At 73.1% G+C, this 16,904-nt stretch carries 20 protein-coding genes; 10 read left to right on the plus strand and 10 right to left on the minus strand.

Annotated elements, in window-relative coordinates:
* Window positions 1-38: 38 nt before the first annotated feature.
* From M1L56_RS09755 to M1L56_RS09770, 4 genes are read right to left on the minus strand one after another with little or no spacing between them, the layout of a single operon-like run.
* On the minus strand, window positions 39-698 hold the full coding sequence (locus tag M1L56_RS09755) for a metal-dependent transcriptional regulator (RefSeq protein ID WP_248599079.1): 660 nt from the start codon (window positions 696-698) through the stop codon (window positions 39-41).
* 5 nt (window positions 699-703) lie between these two features.
* Window positions 704-1,609 (minus strand): metal ABC transporter permease, encoded by a 906-nt coding sequence (locus tag M1L56_RS09760; protein ID WP_248599080.1) that lies wholly within the window; start codon window positions 1,607-1,609, stop codon window positions 704-706.
* A 2-nt stretch (window positions 1,610-1,611) separates the two neighbouring features.
* Window positions 1,612-2,397, minus strand: a complete 786-nt coding sequence (locus tag M1L56_RS09765; RefSeq protein ID WP_248599081.1) for a metal ABC transporter ATP-binding protein — start codon at window positions 2,395-2,397, stop codon at window positions 1,612-1,614.
* Window positions 2,394-3,311 carry a metal ABC transporter substrate-binding protein gene (locus M1L56_RS09770; RefSeq protein WP_248599082.1) on the minus strand — a complete coding sequence of 306 codons (918 nt, stop codon included), beginning with the start codon at window positions 3,309-3,311 and terminating at the stop codon, window positions 2,394-2,396. Before M1L56_RS09770 ends, M1L56_RS09765 begins: the two co-directional genes overlap by 4 nt.
* Window positions 3,312-3,489: 178 nt before the next feature.
* Between M1L56_RS09770 and M1L56_RS09775 the strand changes: the two genes are divergently transcribed.
* From M1L56_RS09775 to M1L56_RS09785, 3 genes are all read left to right on the plus strand, one after another.
* On the plus strand, window positions 3,490-3,798 hold the full coding sequence (locus M1L56_RS09775) for a hypothetical protein (protein WP_248599083.1): 309 nt from the start codon (window positions 3,490-3,492) through the stop codon (window positions 3,796-3,798).
* An 82-nt stretch (window positions 3,799-3,880) separates the two neighbouring features.
* Window positions 3,881-4,561 (plus strand): TrmH family RNA methyltransferase, encoded by a 681-nt coding sequence (locus tag M1L56_RS09780; protein WP_374256473.1) that lies wholly within the window; start codon window positions 3,881-3,883, stop codon window positions 4,559-4,561.
* A 56-nt stretch (window positions 4,562-4,617) separates the two neighbouring features.
* Entirely contained in the window at window positions 4,618-5,292 is a 675-nt protein-coding gene (locus M1L56_RS09785) for a TetR/AcrR family transcriptional regulator (protein WP_248599084.1), read from the plus strand.
* Between the two features lie 10 nt (window positions 5,293-5,302).
* Here M1L56_RS09785 and M1L56_RS09790 read toward each other — a convergent pair whose 3' ends face one another.
* Window positions 5,303-5,710: a DUF2256 and DUF3253 domain-containing protein gene (locus M1L56_RS09790; RefSeq protein WP_248599085.1), complete on the minus strand. Its 408-nt coding sequence runs from the start codon at window positions 5,708-5,710 to the stop codon at window positions 5,303-5,305.
* Window positions 5,711-5,801: 91 nt separating this feature from the next.
* Between M1L56_RS09790 and M1L56_RS09795 the strand changes: the two genes are divergently transcribed.
* Both M1L56_RS09795 and M1L56_RS09800 read left to right on the plus strand, forming a co-directional pair.
* Entirely contained in the window at window positions 5,802-6,821 is a 1,020-nt protein-coding gene (locus M1L56_RS09795) for a magnesium and cobalt transport protein CorA (RefSeq protein ID WP_248599086.1), read from the plus strand.
* Between the two features lie 32 nt (window positions 6,822-6,853).
* On the plus strand, window positions 6,854-7,222 hold the full coding sequence (locus M1L56_RS09800; protein ID WP_067948369.1) for a DUF4440 domain-containing protein: 369 nt from the start codon (window positions 6,854-6,856) through the stop codon (window positions 7,220-7,222).
* A 4-nt stretch (window positions 7,223-7,226) separates the two neighbouring features.
* Here M1L56_RS09800 and argG read toward each other — a convergent pair whose 3' ends face one another.
* Complete coding sequence (gene argG / locus M1L56_RS09805; RefSeq protein WP_248599087.1) at window positions 7,227-8,654, minus strand: argininosuccinate synthase; 1,428 nt, start codon at window positions 8,652-8,654, stop codon at window positions 7,227-7,229.
* 235 nt (window positions 8,655-8,889) lie between these two features.
* On the opposite strand from argG, the gene M1L56_RS09810 reads away from it, so the two are divergent.
* From M1L56_RS09810 to M1L56_RS09825, 4 genes are all read left to right on the plus strand, one after another.
* Window positions 8,890-10,329 (plus strand): S8 family serine peptidase, encoded by a 1,440-nt coding sequence (locus M1L56_RS09810; protein ID WP_248599088.1) that lies wholly within the window; start codon window positions 8,890-8,892, stop codon window positions 10,327-10,329.
* Between the two features lie 86 nt (window positions 10,330-10,415).
* Window positions 10,416-11,231 (plus strand): NAD(P)H-hydrate epimerase, encoded by an 816-nt coding sequence (locus M1L56_RS09815; RefSeq protein ID WP_248599089.1) that lies wholly within the window; start codon window positions 10,416-10,418, stop codon window positions 11,229-11,231.
* A gap of 56 nt (window positions 11,232-11,287) precedes the next feature.
* Window positions 11,288-11,836 (plus strand): DUF3151 family protein, encoded by a 549-nt coding sequence (locus M1L56_RS09820; protein ID WP_197466998.1) that lies wholly within the window; start codon window positions 11,288-11,290, stop codon window positions 11,834-11,836.
* Between the two features lies 1 nt (window position 11,837).
* Complete coding sequence (locus M1L56_RS09825) at window positions 11,838-13,124, plus strand: adenylosuccinate synthase (protein ID WP_067948359.1); 1,287 nt, start codon at window positions 11,838-11,840, stop codon at window positions 13,122-13,124.
* A gap of 49 nt (window positions 13,125-13,173) precedes the next feature.
* Here the strand turns inward: M1L56_RS09825 and M1L56_RS09830 are convergent, their stop codons facing one another.
* Together M1L56_RS09830 and M1L56_RS09835 are read right to left on the minus strand one after the other, a co-directional pair.
* Window positions 13,174-13,950, minus strand: a complete 777-nt coding sequence (locus tag M1L56_RS09830) for a hypothetical protein (protein ID WP_248599090.1) — start codon at window positions 13,948-13,950, stop codon at window positions 13,174-13,176.
* A gap of 155 nt (window positions 13,951-14,105) precedes the next feature.
* On the minus strand, window positions 14,106-14,327 hold the full coding sequence (locus M1L56_RS09835; RefSeq protein ID WP_067948489.1) for an Rv0909 family putative TA system antitoxin: 222 nt from the start codon (window positions 14,325-14,327) through the stop codon (window positions 14,106-14,108).
* A 151-nt stretch (window positions 14,328-14,478) separates the two neighbouring features.
* Between M1L56_RS09835 and M1L56_RS09840 the strand changes: the two genes are divergently transcribed.
* A complete protein-coding gene (locus tag M1L56_RS09840) occupies window positions 14,479-15,132 on the plus strand; it encodes a GNAT family N-acetyltransferase (protein ID WP_248599091.1) in 654 nt (217 codons plus the stop codon).
* A 4-nt stretch (window positions 15,133-15,136) separates the two neighbouring features.
* Here M1L56_RS09840 and M1L56_RS09845 read toward each other — a convergent pair whose 3' ends face one another.
* Complete coding sequence (locus tag M1L56_RS09845) at window positions 15,137-16,603, minus strand: cation acetate symporter (protein WP_067948352.1); 1,467 nt, start codon at window positions 16,601-16,603, stop codon at window positions 15,137-15,139.
* Window positions 16,600-16,854 carry a DUF485 domain-containing protein gene (locus M1L56_RS09850; protein WP_248599092.1) on the minus strand — a complete coding sequence of 85 codons (255 nt, stop codon included), beginning with the start codon at window positions 16,852-16,854 and terminating at the stop codon, window positions 16,600-16,602. Before M1L56_RS09850 ends, M1L56_RS09845 begins: the two co-directional genes overlap by 4 nt.
* Window positions 16,855-16,904: the final 50 nt, after the last annotated feature.

The raw sequence follows: 16,904 nt of genomic DNA on the forward strand, positions 1-16,904 counted from the left end.
CGCCCACGATGTGCGCGAGCGGGAGGGGGTCGGACGAATCAGGCGGTGATCCAGATGCCCGCGGCGGCGGCGCGAGCGATGGTCCGGCCGGTGCCGCCCACGGTCACGGTGACCGCGGCGGGGTCGGCGGCATCCGTCACCCGCAGTTCGCTGCCCGGCCCGACGCCGGCGCCGTCGAGCTCGCGGAGCACCGCCGGGTCGCGGTCGCTGATGCGGATGACGCGGCCCACGTGCCCGGCGACCGCCTCGTCGAGGCGCACCGACGGCTCGGAGACCAGGCTGCCGTCGGCGGCGGGGATGGGGTCGCCGTGCGGGTCGCGCTCCGGTCGCCCCAGCCGCTCGTCGATGGCCTCGAGCAGGCGGTCGGAGACGGCGTGCTCGAGGATCTCGGCCTCGTCGTGGACCTCGTCCCACGCGTAGCCCATCTCGCGCACGAGCCACGTCTCGATGAGCCGGTGGCGGCGCACGACGGCGAGGGCGCGGGCGCGCCCGGCATCCGTCAGCCGGATGGCGCCGTAGGGCACGTGCTGCACGAGCCCCTGCGCGGCCATCTTCTTCACCATCTCGGTCACCGACGACGGCGCGACGCCGAGGGCGGCGGCGAGTCCGGACGGCGTGATGGGCTCGGACTGCCACTCGGTGTGCGCGTAGACCGTCTTGAGGTAGTCCTCGACGGCGGGGCTGGCGGGGGCGGGCATCGGCCTCACCCTACCCGCGCGGGGTCGGGCTGCGAGACCGCGGCCGCCGTGGCCGCACGACGCCGTCGCGCGGCGAGCACCCGGCGCCCGACGACGCCGTGCCGGGGAGCGAAGAGGTAGGCGAGCGCGAACGCCATGCCCATCGTGAGCACGACCATGCCGCCGGATGCCGCGTCGAGGTAGTAGCTCGCGTAGATGCCGACGATCGCGCAGACCGCGGCGATCGCGGGCGCGATCACGAGCATGCGCGCGAAGCGGTCGGTGAGCAGGTAGGCGGTCGCGCCCGGGATGATGACCATGGCGACGACGAGCACGACGCCGACGGCCTGCAGCGCGACCACGACCGTGAGCGCCAGGAGCGCCAGGAGCAGCGCGCCCAGCGCCTTCGGGTTCAGGCCGATCGCGTGCGCGTGGGTGGGGTCGAACGCGTACAGCGTCAGGTCGCGCCGCTTCAGAACGAGGATGGCGAGGGTGACGGCGCCGAGCACGAGCACCTGCACGAGGTCGGCGGCGCTGACGCCGAGCAGGTTGCCGAAGAGGATGTGCCCGAGGTCGGTCTGGCTGGGCACGACCGAGATGAGCACGAGGCCGAGCGCGAAGAGGGTCGTGAAGACCACCCCGATCGCCGCGTCGCCCTTCACCCGGCTCGTCGCACGGACGAGGAAGATGAGCGCGACCGCCCCGAGCCCGAACACGAGGGCGCCCACCGCGAACGGCGTGCCGAGCAGGTACGCGAGCACGACGCCCGGCAGCACGGCGTGGGAGACGGCGTCGCCCATGAGCGACCATCCGATGAGCACGAGCCAGCAGCTCAGCACGCCGCAGACGATCGCGGCGGTGACCGTGACGAGGAACGCGCGCTGCATGAAGTCGTAGCCGAGCGGCTCGAGCAGGAAGTCGACGACGGGCATGGTCAGTCCTCCGAACGGCCGGTGAGGTCGAGGCCGAACGCGCGCGCGAGCTGCTCGGGCTGCAGCGCCTCGTCGGGGCTGCCGTGCAGCAGCACGCGACGCAGCAGCAGGATCACCTCGTCGGCGAGCCGGGGCAGCGCCTCGAGGTCGTGCGATGACACGAGCACGGCCGCGCCGCCGGCCGCGAGCTCGCGGAGCAGTTCGCTGATCGTGCGCTCGCTCGGCCGGTCGACGCCCGCGAACGGCTCGTCGAGCAGCAGCACGTCGGCGCCCTGGGCGAGGCCGCGCGCCACGAAGGCGCGCTTGCGCTGGCCGCCCGACAGCGCGCCGATGCGCCGGTCCGCGAGGTCGGCGAGCTCGACGCGCTCGAGGGCCTCGGCGACTGCCGCCCGGTCGGCGGGGCGCGGCCGCCGGGTGAAGCCCTGGTATCCGTACCGTCCCATCATCACGACGTCGTGCACGCTGAGCGGGAACGCCCAGTCGACCTCCTCGCTCTGCGGCACGTACCCGACGACGCCCGCGCGCCGGGCCTGGCGCGGGGTGCGCCCCGCGATCGCGACGCGGCCCCGGTCGGGGTGCACCGTGCCCATGATCGCCTTGAACAGCGTCGACTTGCCCGATCCGTTCATGCCGATGAGTCCGCACACGGTGCCGCGCCGGAGCGTGAGGCTCACGTCGTCGAGCGCGAGCACGTCGCCGTAGTGCACCGTGAGGCCGTGCACCTCGAGGGCCGGGGCCTCGTCACCGGCGAGGGTGCCGGGGCGAGCGGATGCCGCGGGCCCGGTCATCGCGCGCCGCCCGTGAGTCCGTCGGTGATGACCTCGACGTCGTGCCGCAGCAGGTCGAGGTAGGTGGGCACCGGCCCGCCCGGCTCGGAGAGCGAGTCGACGTAGAGGACGCCGCCGAATGCGGCATCCGTCGCCTCGACGACCTGCTGCATGGCCTCGTCGGACACCGTCGACTCGCAGAACACCGCCGGCACCCCCTGGTCGTCGACGAACTCGATGGTGCGCGCGATGGACTTCGGGGTGGCCTGCTGCTCGGCGTTCACGGCCCAGAGGTACTGCTCGGTGAGCCCGGCGTCGCGGGCGAGGTACGAGAAGGCGCCCTCGCAGGTGACGAGCGCGCGCTGCGACTCGGGCAGCGCCGCGAGCTCGGCCACGAGCTCGTCGTGGACCGCCTGCAGTTCGGCGCCGTACGCCTCGGCGTTCGCGGCGAACTCGTCGGCGTGCTCGGGGGCCAGCTCGGCGAACGCCTCGGCCATGTTGTCGGCGTAGACCTGGACGTTCAGCGGCGACATCCACGCGTGCGGGTTCGGCAGGCCCTCGGCGGAGCCGTCGGCGATCGGGATGGGCTCGACGCCCTCGCTGACGACGACGTGCGGCACGTCGAGCCCCTCGACGAACTGCGCGAACCACGCCTCGAGGTTCAGCCCGTTGTCGAGGATCAGGTCGGCCCCGGCCGCCCGGCGCAGGTCGCCCGGGGTGGGCTCGTACCCGTGGATCTCGGCGCCGACCTTCGTGATCGACTCGACGCGGAGGCGGTCGCCCGCGACCTCCTCGGCGATGTCGGCCAGCACGGTGAAGGTCGTCAGGACGACGGGGCGGTCGTCGCCCTCGCCGTTCGCGGCCGAGCCGCTGCACCCGCTCAGCGCGAGTGCGGCGGCGGTGAGCAGGGCGGCGACGGCGGCACCTTTCGGCATACCGAAATCGTACCGGATTTTCGGTGTACCGAAACCGGCGAGCCGTGCCAGGTGTGACCCGTTCGAGGGAATACGTCACCCCGCGAGAAGGAGTACCGTGCCGTCGGTACGACCGCAGGTGCCCGCGCACCGGGCGCGACCCTGGCCTCGGCCGTCCCGTTCACAACGGAGGTGGGCAATGAAGCGAATCGCGATCGGGTGCCTCGTGGCACTCGGACTCGTGGTGGGCGGTGCAGGCGCCGCGCACGCGGGTGAGTACAACGGCAAGGGGGAGCCGATCCCCGGAGCCCACAAGGCCAGCTCGGTGTGCGCGTTCTCGGGTCGCGACGTCCCCGACGAGGTCGAGGACAACCCGCCGGGCTTCGACGACGACGCCATCACCGGCGGCCATGTGCAGAGCTACGGCATCATCGTGCGCGCCGGCGGGAAGTCCGCGGTCCCGAGCCCGGGCGTCGCCTGTCGCGGGAACGTCTCGTTCGAGGAGTAGCGGCGCTTCCGCGGCCCCGGGCGACCCGAACGCCCGGGGCTTCTCCGTGTTCGCGCCGCGCCCCGACTAGCGTGGTCGCGTGATCGATCAGCGAGCGGATGACGCGGGCGCACCCGCCGACGGCGAGTCCGGCGCGCACGACGAGCCGCAGCTGCCGCTGCACGGGGTGGGCCCCTGGCCCGGCGGACCCGACGCGTGGCCCCGGGACGATCGCTACGACCCGGAACTCCTCGAGCACGGCGACCGCCGCAACGTCGTCGACCGCTACCGCTACTGGCGCCTCGACGCGATCGTCGCCGACCTCGACACGAGGCGGCATCCGTTCCACGTCGCCATCGAGAACTGGCAGCACGACCTCAACATCGGCTCCATCGTCCGCACCGCCAACGCGTTCGCCGCCGAGACCGTGCACATCGTCGGGCGTCGCCGCTGGAACCGGCGCGGCGCGATGGTCACCGATCGCTACCAGCACCTCCTGCACCACCCGGAGGTCGCCGACCTCGTCGCCTGGGCGCGCGCCGAAGGCCTGCCGATCGTCGCCGTCGACAACGTCGAGGGCTCGCGGCCCGTCGACACCGCCGACCTGCCCGAACGCTGCATCCTGCTCTTCGGCCAGGAGGGACCGGGGCTCAGCCCCGAGGCGCTCGCCGCCGCCGACCTCGCCGTCGAGATCACGCAGTACGGCTCCACCCGATCGATCAACGCCGCCGCCGCGGCTGCGATCGTCATGCACGAGTGGGTCCGACGGCACGCCCGGCACTGACCCGCGCCATCCGCCGACAGTGTTGGCCGCGCGGACAAGACCATTACGATGGGCGCGTGGCCACCCGACTCGATCCGGCGCAGCGACGCGAGCAGATCCTCGCGGCGACGCTGCGGCTCGTCGCCCGCGACGGGTTCGCGCGCGTCACCCTCCGCGACGTGGCCGCCGAGGTCGGCGTCGTGCACGGCCTCATCCGCCACTACTTCGCCACCCGGGAGCAGCTCGTCGCCGCCGCGTTCGACGCGGCCGTGCTCGGCGAACTGCGCGCCGACGCCGAGGTCGAGGAAGGCCTCGAGCCGGTCGCCGCGCTCGCCGACTGGCTCTCGACCACGCCGCGCGGCCACTACCTCGTGTGGATCGACGCGTGGAGCGAGGCGCCCCGCAACCCCGAGCTGCATGCCGCGCTCACGCGCCATCACCGCGACTCCGACCGGCACCTCGCTGGGGTCATCCAGCGCGTGGTCGACGCCGGCCACGCCACCAGCGCCGATCCCGCCGCCGACGCGCGCATGCTCACCGCACTCGTCGACGGCGTCGCCGTGCAGCACCACGCGATCGGGCTGATCGACGAGGCTGAAGCCGACCGCATCGTCTTCCGCGCCGCCGAGGAGCACCTGAAGATGCAGCCCGGCGCGCTGTCGCGCACGCGGCCCACGCCGACCCGCGGGCTCTGGGCCACGCCGCCGCCCGCCGCCGACGCCCCGGTCGCGGTCGCCGAACCCGGCGACTGAGCACGCGCGCTCAGCGCGGTGCGCGGCGGACGCGGATGGGCCCCTTCGCCGTCGACGGATCGACCACCTGCCCGCGCTGCGTGATCTCGACCTCGCCCGCGGCCACGAGCCGCCGCGCGGCCCGCCGCGCCGGCTCCATCAACTCGCGCCACCCGTCATCGCCGCCGATGCGCCGCGCCGCCTCCGAGGGGCAGATCGTCGCGGATGCCGCCCGCTGGGCGAGGAGCGCCCGGATCTCCTCCTCGAGCTGCCGATCGACCGCCCGGACGCCGCGCCGACGGCACGCGTCGCTGCAGTGGCGCACCGCATCCCAGTCGCGCGCCCACTTCGCACGCCACTCGATGCGGCGGCCGCACGACGCGCACGTCCGCTCGTCGACGGATGCCGCGGCATCCGCCCCGCCCCGCTGCCGACCCATGCCACGCAGCCTGCCCCGCTCACCCGCGCGTTCGCTGAGCGCCCCGGCGCGCCCGCCACCCGCCGCCACCGTGCCGCCCCACACTGGACGCGTGCCGCTCATCGACAACGCCGTCTACCGCGACGGACTCCGGGTCGCGAACCCGGCCACCCTCCAGGAGACGTTCGAGACGCTCGCCGAGCATCCCGGCGGGTTCGCCTGGATCGGGCTGTACCGGCCGACCCCCGACGAGCTCGCGGCGCTCGTGGACGAGTTCGGGCTGCATCCGCTCGCCGCCGAGGACGCCGCGAAGGGCCACCAGCGCGCCAAGCTCGAACGCTACGGCGACACCCTCTTCGTCGTCCTGCGGCCCGCGCGGTACCTCGACGCGACCGAGGAGGTCGAGTTCGGCGAGCTGCACGTGTTCGTCGGCACGAACTTCGCCGTGACCATCCGGCACGCCGAGGCGCCCGACCTCGCCCGGGTGCGCCGACGGCTCGAAGCGGCACCCGAGCTGCTCGCGCGCGGCACGGAGGCCGTCCTCTACGCCGTGCTCGACGAGGTGGTCGACGAGTACGCGCCGGTGCTCGCCGGGCTCGAGAACGACATCGACGAGATCGAGCAGCAGCTCTTCGACGGGGACCCGGCCGTGACGCGCCGCATCTACGACCTCGCCGCCGAGGTCATGGACTTCCAGCGCGCGACGCGCCCGCTCGTCGGCATGTTCGAGGCCCTCGAGCGCGGCTTCGAGAAGTACCGCGTCGACCTCGAACTCCAGCGGTACCTGCGCGACGTGCTCGACCACGTGCTCCGCATCGTCGACCGCGGCGAGGCGTACCGGCAGCTGCTGCAGAACGCGCTCGCCGTGCACTCGACGCTCGTCACCCAGCGGCAGAACGACGAGATGCAGCGCCTCACCGAAACGAGCCTCCGGCAGAGCGAGGAGGTCAAGAAGATCTCCAGCTGGGCGGCGATCATCTTCGCGCCCACCCTCATCGGCACCGTGTACGGAATGAACTTCCGGCACATGCCCGAACTGGAGCATCCGCTCGGCTACCCCGCCGCGCTGCTCGCCATGGTCGCGCTCGCGGTCGGGCTCTACGTCGTCTTCAAGCGCCGCAACTGGCTCTAGGTCGACCCCGGTCGGGCCGGTAGCGTGGCCGCATGACCGAGATCACCGATGATCTGCCCGCCCGCCTGCTGCACGAGGAGCACGCCGGATGGCGCGCCATCCTCGCCGGACACGGGGGAGCGCACTACACCCGCGCGATGACGCGTGACGGGATCATGATCGTCGAGGGCGCCGCGCTGGGTCGCGACGACATGATGCGGGCCTTCGCCAGCGCGCCCCCGTGGGACTCCTACGAGATCCATGAGCCCGCGGTCGTGCGCCTGGGCGAGCACGCCGGCATCCTCGCCTACCGGGCCGTCGCCCGTCGCGGCGACGAGGTGGCGAACCTGCGGATGTCGACCACGTACCTGTACGACGACGGGGCGTGGCACGTGGCCGCGCACCAGCAGACGCCGGCCTGACGCCTCAGTCGGTGCCGAGGTCGAACGCGGCGGCCTCGTTCGCGGCATCCGTCGCGGCGTCGAGGTCGGTCTCGGCCTCGCCCGCGAGGATCTCCGCCGCGCGGCCCGCGGCGATCTCGCCCACGAGCTGCGCGGTCGCGCCGCCGACGATGCCGAGCTGCGCGTACTGCTCGAGACGCGCGCGCGAGTCGGCGATGTCGAGGTTGCGCATCGTGAGCTGGCCGATCCGGTCCTCCGGGCCGAACGCCTGGTCGCCGACGCGCTCCATCGAGAGCTTGTCGGGGTGGTAGCTCAGCGCCGGGCCGCTCGTGTTCATGATCGTGTAGTCGTCGCCGCGGCGCAGGCGCAGCGTGACCTCGCCCGTGACGGCCGAGGCGACCCACTTCACGATCGACTCCCGCAGCATGAGCGACTGCGGGTCGAGCCAGCGGCCCTCGTACATGAGGCGGCCGAGGCGACGGCCCTCGTTGTGGTAGCTCGCGACGGTGTCCTCGTTGTGGATCGCGTTGAGCAGCCGCTCGTAGGTGATGTGCAGCAGCGCCATGCCGGGGGCCTCGTAGATACCGCGCGACTTGGCCTCGATGATGCGGTTCTCGATCTGGTCGCTCATGCCGAGCCCATGGCGGCCGCCGATGCGGTTCGCCTCGAGCACGAGCTCGACCGGGTCGTCGAACTCGACGCCGTTGATCGCCACCGGGCGACCCTCGACGTAGCGGACCGTGACGTCTTCAGGCTCGATCGCGACCGAGTCGTCCCAGAAGCGGACGCCCATGATCGGCTCGACGATCGTGATGCCCGCGTCGAGGTCCTCCAGCTTCTTGGCCTCGTGCGTGGCACCCCAGATGTTGGCATCGGTCGAGTACGCCTTCTCGACCGAGGCGCGGTAGGGAAGGTCGCGCGCCTGCATCCACTCGCTCATCTCCTTGCGGCCGCCGAGCTCGGTGACGAACGCGCTGTCGAGCCACGGCTTGTAGATGCGCAGGCGCGGGTTCGCGAGCAGCCCGTAGCGGTAGAACCGCTCGATGTCGTTGCCCTTGTAGGTCGAGCCGTCGCCCCAGATGTCGACGCCGTCCTCCATCATGGCGCGCACGAGCAGCGTGCCCGTGACCGCGCGGCCGAGGGGCGTGGTGTTGAAGTAGGTCTTGCCGCCGCTGCGGATGTGGAACGCGCCGCACTGCAGCGCGACGAGCCCCTCCTCGACGAGCGCGGTCTTCACGTCGACCAGGCGGCTGAGCTCGGCGCCGTACTCGAGCGCGCGACCGGGCACCGCCTCGACGTCGGGCTCGTCGGGCTGGCCGAGGTCGGCGGTGTAGGTGCAGGGGACGGCGCCCTTCTCACGCATCCACGCGACCGCCACGGAGGTGTCGAGACCTCCCGAGAAGGCGATGCCGACGCGTTCGCCGGCGGGCAGGGAGGTGAGGACCTTCGACATGGCCTCAAGCCTACGGGAGCCGCGGATTGCTCGCGTTCGCGTGACGAGCGGCGGCCCGGGGTCGGAAAACGGATGCCGCGTCCGCGCCGATGTCCCCCGGACGGGGGTGGTCGTGGGTAGGCTCGCCCTCACCGGTCGCGCAGCGCCATCGTCGCCGCCGCGTCGCATCCACTGGACGGACCGGGCCGCCGGCCGACCCGACCGGGGCATTCCGCACTCTCGAAACGGAGACAGGATGAGGAACCACAAGGTGATCGGCGCGGCTTCCGCCGTCGCCCTCGCCGTCGGTCTCGTCGGCACGGCGATCGCGCCGGCCGCCGCGACCGGACCGGAGCACACCTACCTGGTGCTCGCGCCGCAGGGCGCCGGCACGAAGGCCGCCGCCGCGCGCGTGGCCGCCGCCGACGGCACGGTCGTCGCGACGTACGACCAGATCGGCGTGCTCGTCGCACGCTCGTCGAGCACGGCGTTCGAGCGCGCCGTCGCCGGGCGCGGCGTCGAGGCCGTCGCCAGCACCGACGGGCTCGGCACCGTGCTCGACGAGGGCGAGATCGTCGAGACGGTCGACTCGGCCGTCGTGGAGGCGACCGGCGACCCGACGGGCGAGCCGCTCTGGACCCGCCAGTGGGACATGGCGCAGATCGACGTCCCGGCCGCGCACGCGGTGACCACCGGCGACCCGTCGGTCGTCGTCGGCGTGCTCGACTCCGGCATCGACGCCAACCACCCCGACCTCGCCACGCAGGTCGCGAAGGAGCAGAGCGCGTCGTGCATCGGCGGCGTCGTCGACCGCAGCCAGGCCGCCTGGAGCCCCACCACCTCGTCGCACGGCACGCACGTGGCCGGCACGATCGCCGCCGCCCTCAACGGCGTCGGCATCTCGGGCGTCGCGCCCGGTGTGAAGGTGGCGTCGGTCAAGGTCGTGAACGACGACGGGTACATCTACCCCGAGGCGGCGGTCTGCGGCATCCTGTGGGCGGCCGAGCAGGGCATGCCCATCACGAACCACAGCTATTACATCGACCCGTGGGAGTTCAACTGCCGCAACGACGAGCGCCAGCGGCCCGTGTGGCTCGCGGTGCAGCGTGCGCTGAAGTACGCCTCGTCGAAGGGCGGCCTCGCGATCGCATCGGCCGGCAACAGCAACGTCGACCTGCAGCACAAGTTCGTCGACTCGGGCAGCCCCAACGACGGCAGCGCCCCGGTCGAGGACCGCACCATCAACGGCGCCTGCGTCGACCTGCCCGCCGAGGCGCCGGGCGTCGTGACGGTTTCGGCCGTCGGCCCGGCCGAGGTCAAGAGCTACTACTCCTCGTACGGCCAGGGCGTCGTCGACGTGACGGCTCCCGGTGGCGACAGCCGCTGGCGCAACCCGGCGGTCTCGACCGCGACCGACGCCGTGCTCTCGACGATCCCGGGCGGCGGCTACGGCTACTCGCAGGGCACCTCGATGGCCGCGCCGCACGCGTCGGGCGTCGCCGCGCTCGCGCTCTCGGCGCACCCGGGCATGAAGCCGGGCCAGCTGGCGTCGTTCCTCGAGCGCACCGCCACGCCGATCGCCTGCCCGGACGGGGTCTTCGAGCTCCGACCCGGCTACCCGGCGACCTGCACGGGCGGCCAGCGCAACGGCTTCTACGGAGCCGGCAACGTCAACGCGCTGAACGCGGTCCAGTGACGCGCTGACGTCACCGCCGGCGGGGCCGGGTCCATTCGGGCCCGGCCCCGTCGCCGTGTCGGCGGGTCGCGCGTAGGGTCGGTCGCATGAGCAGCGACGCATCCGGTTCCGCCTCCGCGCCGTCACCGCACGCCGGCTACACCGCCGAGCAGGTCCGCGCGGCCGAGCGGCCCCTGCTCGACGCGGGCGAGCCGCTCATGCGGCGCGCCTCGACCGCGCTCGCCGAGGAGATCGCGCGCATGCTCGACCTGCCCGAGGCCCCCGACGACGACGAGGCCCCCGACGGCGACGGCAGCGACGACGGCGACGGCGAGGCGACGGATGCCGCGGGGCGGCCGATCGTCGTCGTGCTCGCCGGGTCGGGCGACAACGGCGGCGACGCCCTCTTCGCCGCCTCGCACCTCGCCGAGCGCGGCGCCGACGTGCGCATCGTCGCCACGGGATCGAGCCTGCACGAGGAGGGCGCCGCCGCCGCCCGACGCGCGGGCGCCGCCGACCTCGACCCCGACGCGGACCCCGACGAGTTCGAGCGGGTCGTGCGCCTCGCCGACGTGCTCGTCGACGGCATCCTCGGGATCGGCGCGGCCGCGAGCCCCGCGCTCCGGGGTCGGAGCCGCGAGGTGGTCGCGCGCGTGCTCGAGCTGCTCGGGCCGCGCTGGGCGGCCGACGTCGGCGGTGCGCCGCGGTATCCGCTCGTCGTCGCCGTCGACCTGCCGAGCGGCATCTCACCCGACGACGGCACCGTGCCCGACCCGACGGTGCTGCCCGCCGACGTCACGGTCACGATGGGCGCCGTGAAGGCGGGGCTGCTGCGCGAGCCGGGCGCGCGCTTCGCCGGCCGCGTCGTGCTCGTCGACCTGGGGCTGGGCCCCGCGCTCGAGGGAGTGCCGCCGGTGGACTGACCGGGACGCCCGCGCGAGCTCCCGGGGTGCCGAAACCCCATGCGTTACGGTTGAGTGTGACTCAGGAACAGACCCCACCGGAGGCCGAGGCGGTGCTCGCCGATGAACCCGAGGTCCGTCGGGCGCTGACCGAGGGCGACCGGGCGGCGGTCGCCGGAGTCGTGACCGCCCACCCCGCGTCCCCGCTGGCGTGGGCCGAGCTCGCCGACCTGGCCGACTCCGAGGGGCGGGCCCTCGACGCCTTCGCGTACGCCGTGGTCGCGGTCGACCTCGCCCGCGAGCAGCTCCGAGCGAGCGGATGGCGCGACGGCCAGCCCGTCCCGTGGTCCGCCGAGTCCAACCGCGCCTACCTGCGGGCGCTCGACGCGGAGCGCCGGTCGGCCGAGCGACTCGGCCTGGACGAGCGCGCCGAGCGCGCTGCCGCCGATCTCGCCGCGGCCGACGGCGAAGCGGCCGCGCGCATCGCCTCGGAGTTCACGCCCACCCAGGTCATCACCATCGTCGGGGCCGGAGCCGGTGCGTTCGCGCCGGTCGTCGGCACCGAGGCACGCACCGGCGACCCCGTCGCCGAACCGAACGCCGCCGACGCGGCAGGAGAGGACTGAGATGCCCGCGGTCGTACTGATCGGTGCACAGTGGGGCGACGAGGGCAAGGGCAAGGCGACCGACCTGCTCGCCTCGCGCCTCGACTACGTCGTCAAGTTCAACGGCGGCAACAACGCCGGGCACACGGTCGTCGTGGGTGACGAGAAGTACGCGCTGCACCTGCTGCCGAGCGGCATCCTCACGCCGGGGGTCACGCCCGTCATCTCCAACGGCGTCGTCGTCGACATCGAGGTGCTGTTCGAGGAGATCGAGGGCCTCGAGACGCGCGGGGTCGATACGTCGAAGCTGCGCATCTCGGCCAACGCCCACGTCATCACGCAGTACCACCGGACGCTCGACAAGGTCACCGAGCGGTTCCTCGGCAAGCGGCAGATCGGCACCACCGGTCGCGGCATCGGGCCCACCTACGCCGACAAGATCAACCGCGTCGGCATCCGCATGCAGGACCTGTTCGACGAGAACATCCTGCGGCAGAAGGTCGAGGGCGCCCTCGACCAGAAGAACCACCTGCTCGTGAAGGTCTACAACCGCCGCGCGATCGGGGTCGACGAGGTCGTCGACGAGCTGCTCGGGTACACCGAGCGGCTGCGCCCGATGGTGACCGACACGTCGCTGCTGCTGCACCGCGCGCTGGAAGCCGGCGAGACCGTGCTGTTCGAGGGCGGCCAGGCGACCATGCTCGACGTCGACCACGGCACCTACCCGTTCGTCACCTCGTCGAACGCGACCTCGGGCGGCGCCGTGACCGGGTCGGGCATCGCGCCGAACCGCATCGACCGGGTCATCGGCATCGTCAAGGCGTACACGACGCGCGTCGGCTCCGGGCCGTTCCCCACCGAGCTCTTCGACGAGTGGGGCGAGTTCCTCGCCGACAAGGGGCACGAGTTCGGCACCACCACGGGCCGTCGTCGCCGCACCGGATGGTACGACGCGCCCATCGCGCGCTACACCGCCCGCATCAACGGCGTCACCGACTTCGTCCTCACCAAGCTCGACGTGCTGACCGGCATCGACCGCATCCCGGTCGCGGTCGCGTACGACGTCGACGGCGTGATCATGGAGGAGGTCCCGGTCTCGCAGTCGGACTTCCACCACGCCAAGCCCGTGTACGAGGAGTTCCCCGGCTGGACCGAGGACATCTCGGGTGCCCGCAGCTTCGAGGACCTCCCGGCGAACGCGCAGAGCTACGTCCGCGAGCTCGAGGCGATGTCGGGTGCGCGGTTCTCGGCGATCGGCGTCGGACCGGGCCGCGACGAGATCGTGCAGCTGCACGACCTGCTGGACTGAGGGCGCCGGGCGTCCCGGGAGACCGGGAGGCCGTGCCACCGTGCGGCCGTCAGGCCGGTGAGCCCACCGCGGTGGGCGCCTCCTCGTCCGTCGCCGCGGGTGCGTCGGCGGCGGCCGAGCCCGTGGCATCCGTGCCGTCGCGCCGGCCGAACGCGAGCGACAGCGAGTACGTGACGATGAGGGCCATGACGGCGATCTCGCCGCCGTCCTCGAGGGCGATGAAGATCGGGTCGATGACCGGCGCGTCGATGAACGGGGCGTGCACGATGTCGACGGCCACCCCGAAGAAGGCGAGCGCCCCGTAGAGCACGGCGCCCGTGACGGCCATGCGACGCGCGTCGCGTCGCGCGAGCCGGTACGCGATGGCGAAGACCACCACGACCGCGAGGCCCACGGCCCCAAGGTAGAGCGCTTCGCCCAGGTGCGTCGCGAGGCCCTGCAGGTAGACGACCTCGCGATCGAACCACTGGCCGAACCCGGTGCCCATGCGCTCGTGGAACTGGAAGTAGTCGTCGGCGAGCAGGTACGCGGAGAACGCGGCGAAGGCGATCAGGATGGGCGCGCGGCGGCGGGTCGCGGCGATCGCGAGCAGCAGGACGCTCCACCCGGTGAGCATCTGGAAGAACAGCTCGGCGTAGCCGCGCTCCGCGCCGAGGTTGAAGAACGGATGCCACGGCGCGCCGATGAGCTTGTGGGTGAGGTGCGCCGCGACGAAGGCGGCCGTGGTGCCCCAGAGCAGCAGCAGGATGCCGCCCGCGAGGGGCTCGTCGAGGCCGAGGGCGGTGCGCGAGCGCGCGAACCTCGACTCGGGGGCGCGGATCTCCATCGATCGTCCTCTCGGCGGGGGTGCGTCCATGCTCGCACACCACCGTCACGCGATGTTCACGCGCAGGACGACTCGGGTTCACCGCGGCGGGCCGGCCACGACGAGGGGCGGATGCCACGCGGCATCCGCCCCTCGGATCGTGGACGCGCGCCGGCCTAGGGCTCGGTGCCGATGGACTTGTCGAGGTTCGCGCGGACCTCGTCGACCTTGGCGTCGTGCTCGTCGGGCGTGACCTTCTTCGCCGCTTCGGCGACGGCGTCGAGGACCTTGTCGCTGACGTCCTCGGCCTGCTGGCTGTTCAGCGCTTCGTTGATCTTGTCCTTGTTGTCCTCGACGAACTGCTGCGCGTTCTTGGCGAGGTCGTCCAGTGCTCCCATGTCCCCCGGTCCCTTCTCTGCGATGGGTGATTCCGGGGTCATCGTACGGCGAGCGGATGCCGCGATCGCGGGTTCCACAGCGAACGCTCGGGACCGCGGCATCCGTCATCGCGACGGGGCCGTCGGCACGGCCGCGTGCCAGACTCGGACGGTGCCCGCGACCCGCCCCGCCGCCCAGCCGCTCGTCGGCCGGGCGGTGACGCTCAGCCCGATGACCGTCGCCGACGTGCCCGCGCTCGAGGCCGCCATCCGCCGACCGGAGGTGTTCGCGAACGGCTTCGGCGGCGGGCCGTCGTCGTTCCCCGCCGATGCCGAGGCGTTCGCGACGTTCGCCCGTCGGTCGTACACCCCGGCCGACGACGCGCTGCCGTTCGTCGTGCGGCTCCGAGGCGGACCCGACGACGGCACGGTGGTCGGCGCCACGAAGCTCGGCGACCTCGACCTGCCGAACGAATCGGCGCATGTCGGGTGGACCGCCTACGACCCGCGCGTCTGGGGCACCGTCGTCAATCCGGAGGTGAAGCTGCTGCTGCTCGGCCTCGCCTTCGACCACGGCTTCGGACGCGTCAAGCTTCAAGCGGACGCGCGGAATGCGCGCTCGCGCGCGGCGATCGAGAAGATCGGGGCCCGGTTCGAGGGCGTGCTGCGACGGCACCTGGCCCGGCCTGACGGCACGTGGCGCGACACGGCGGTGTACTCGATCCTCGTCGACGAGTGGCCGGGCGTCCGAGCCGGCCTCGAGGCGCGACTGGCGGGGTGGGGCGACCGGCCGGTCGAGCTCGACCCTCGCGCGACGACCGGGTAGCGGCTCAGGCGCCGCCCTGCTCCGGCAGGTGCAGGCGCGCGAGGAACGCGTCCACGCCCCGCGGCACGCGCCGCCGGTCGGCACGGGAGACCAGCACGGTCACGAGCACCGCGATCGGCACGGTCCAGGCGGCCGGCTGCTCGACGAGCGGGCGGATGCCGGGCGCCGCCGCCGCCACGAACGTGCTGCCGAGGATCGCCGCCGCGGACAGCACGGCGCCGGTCGCCATGCCCGCGATCGCGCCGCGCGCGGTGAGTCCGCGCCACCAGATGCCGAGCAGCAGGACCGGGCAGAGCGTCGACGCGGTGAACGCGAACACGAGCCCGACGCTGCCCGCGAGCCCCGCGGGCTCGGTCGCGAGGGCGACCGCGAGCGGGACGGCGGTCGACGCGAACGCCGCGATGCGGAAGCCGCGCACGCTGCCGCCGAGGAGGTCCTGCGAGATGACGCCCGCAACGGAGACGACGAGGCCCGACGACGTGGAGAGGAACGCCGCGAACGCGCCGCCGATGACGAGGGCCGTGAGCAGTTCGCCGGCGATGCCGGGCACGAGCCGGTCGGGCAGCACGAGGACGAGCGCGTCCGCGTCGCCCGGGGTCGCGAGGTCTGGCGCGAAGGTGCGCCCCAGCAGCCCGAATGCGGTCGGGAAGAGGTAGAACGCCGACAGCAGCACGAGCACGATGAGCGTCGTGCGTCGTGCCGCCGGGCCGTCCGGGTTCGTGTAGAACCGCACGAGCACGTGCGGCAGCCCGAGCGTGCCGAGCAGCAGGGCCACCATGAGCGAGATCGTGCGGTACACCTCGAGGGAGCCGGGACCGGCGTCGGCGGGGAACGCCGCCGACGGCGCGAGCTCCGGTTCGATCGCCCCCGTCACCATGAGCAGCGCGACGACCGGGATCGCGAGCGCGGCGAGCTTCAGCCAGAACTGGAACGCCTGCACGAACGTGATCGACCGCATGCCGCCGGCCGCGACGACGACGGCCACGAGCACCGCGACCGCGACCGAGCCGACCCAGCTGGGCAGGCCCGTCGTGATCCGCACGGTGAGCGCGGCGCCCTGCAGCTGCGGCACGATGTAGAGCCAGCCGATCACCACGACGAGCACGCTCGTGACGCGCCGCACGGCGGACGACTCGAGGCGGGCCTCGGTGAAGTCGGGGATCGTGTACGCGCCCGAGCGTCGCAGCGGCGCCGCGACGAAGAGCAGCAGCATGAGGTAGCCCGCGGTGTACCCGATCGGGAACCACAGCGCCGAGGCCCCCGTCAGCAGGATGAGCCCCGCGATGCCGAGGAAGGACGCCGCCGAGAGGTACTCGCCGCCGATCGCCGACGCGTTCCACCATGGGCGGACCGTGCGGCTCGCGACGTAGAAGTCGCTCGTCGTGCGCGAGATCCGCAGGCCGTAGACGCCGATCAGCACCGACACGGCCGCGACCGCGACGATCGCGGCGTAGCCGACGGCGGGGTTCACGCCTGCTCCGCGAGCGAGCGGTACCGGGCTTCGTTGCGCTGGGCCGCGCGCACGTACAGCGCCGCGACGCTGATCGCGAGCGGGTACACGCCGAGCCCGAGCAGCAGCCACGACACGGGCACGCCGGCGACGAACGTCTCGTCGAGGGCGGGCAGCAGCGCGATGCCGATCACGAACACGGCGGTCGCCACGACGAACCCGCCCGCGCAGATCAGCGCGAGGCGCAGCTGCGACCGGATGAGCGACCGCACGTACATCGCGTCGACGTCGCCGCTCCCGCCCGGGCGGGAGCGGGCGATCG

Source organism: Agromyces sp. C10 (genome assembly GCF_023217995.1).
In the GTDB taxonomy this organism is placed as follows: Bacteria; Actinomycetota; Actinomycetes; order Actinomycetales; family Microbacteriaceae; genus Agromyces; species Agromyces indicus.

Coding starts and splice junctions, on each gene's coding strand:
- M1L56_RS09755 (WP_248599079.1), bottom strand. CDS start 698: ATGCCCGCCCCCGCCAGCCCCGCCGTCGAGGACTACCTCAAGACGGTC.
- M1L56_RS09760 (WP_248599080.1), bottom strand. CDS start 1,609: ATGCCCGTCGTCGACTTCCTGCTCGAGCCGCTCGGCTACGACTTCATG.
- M1L56_RS09765 (WP_248599081.1), bottom strand. CDS start 2,397: ATGACCGGGCCCGCGGCATCCGCTCGCCCCGGCACCCTCGCCGGTGAC.
- M1L56_RS09770 (WP_248599082.1), bottom strand. CDS start 3,311: ATGCCGAAAGGTGCCGCCGTCGCCGCCCTGCTCACCGCCGCCGCACTC.
- M1L56_RS09775 (WP_248599083.1), top strand. CDS start 3,490: ATGAAGCGAATCGCGATCGGGTGCCTCGTGGCACTCGGACTCGTGGTG.
- M1L56_RS09790 (WP_248599085.1), bottom strand. CDS start 5,710: ATGGGTCGGCAGCGGGGCGGGGCGGATGCCGCGGCATCCGTCGACGAG.
- M1L56_RS09800 (WP_067948369.1), top strand. CDS start 6,854: ATGACCGAGATCACCGATGATCTGCCCGCCCGCCTGCTGCACGAGGAG.
- argG (WP_248599087.1), bottom strand. CDS start 8,654: ATGTCGAAGGTCCTCACCTCCCTGCCCGCCGGCGAACGCGTCGGCATC.
- M1L56_RS09810 (WP_248599088.1), top strand. CDS start 8,890: ATGAGGAACCACAAGGTGATCGGCGCGGCTTCCGCCGTCGCCCTCGCC.
- M1L56_RS09815 (WP_248599089.1), top strand. CDS start 10,416: ATGAGCAGCGACGCATCCGGTTCCGCCTCCGCGCCGTCACCGCACGCC.
- M1L56_RS09825 (WP_067948359.1), top strand. CDS start 11,838: ATGCCCGCGGTCGTACTGATCGGTGCACAGTGGGGCGACGAGGGCAAG.
- M1L56_RS09830 (WP_248599090.1), bottom strand. CDS start 13,950: ATGGAGATCCGCGCCCCCGAGTCGAGGTTCGCGCGCTCGCGCACCGCC.
- M1L56_RS09835 (WP_067948489.1), bottom strand. CDS start 14,327: ATGGGAGCACTGGACGACCTCGCCAAGAACGCGCAGCAGTTCGTCGAG.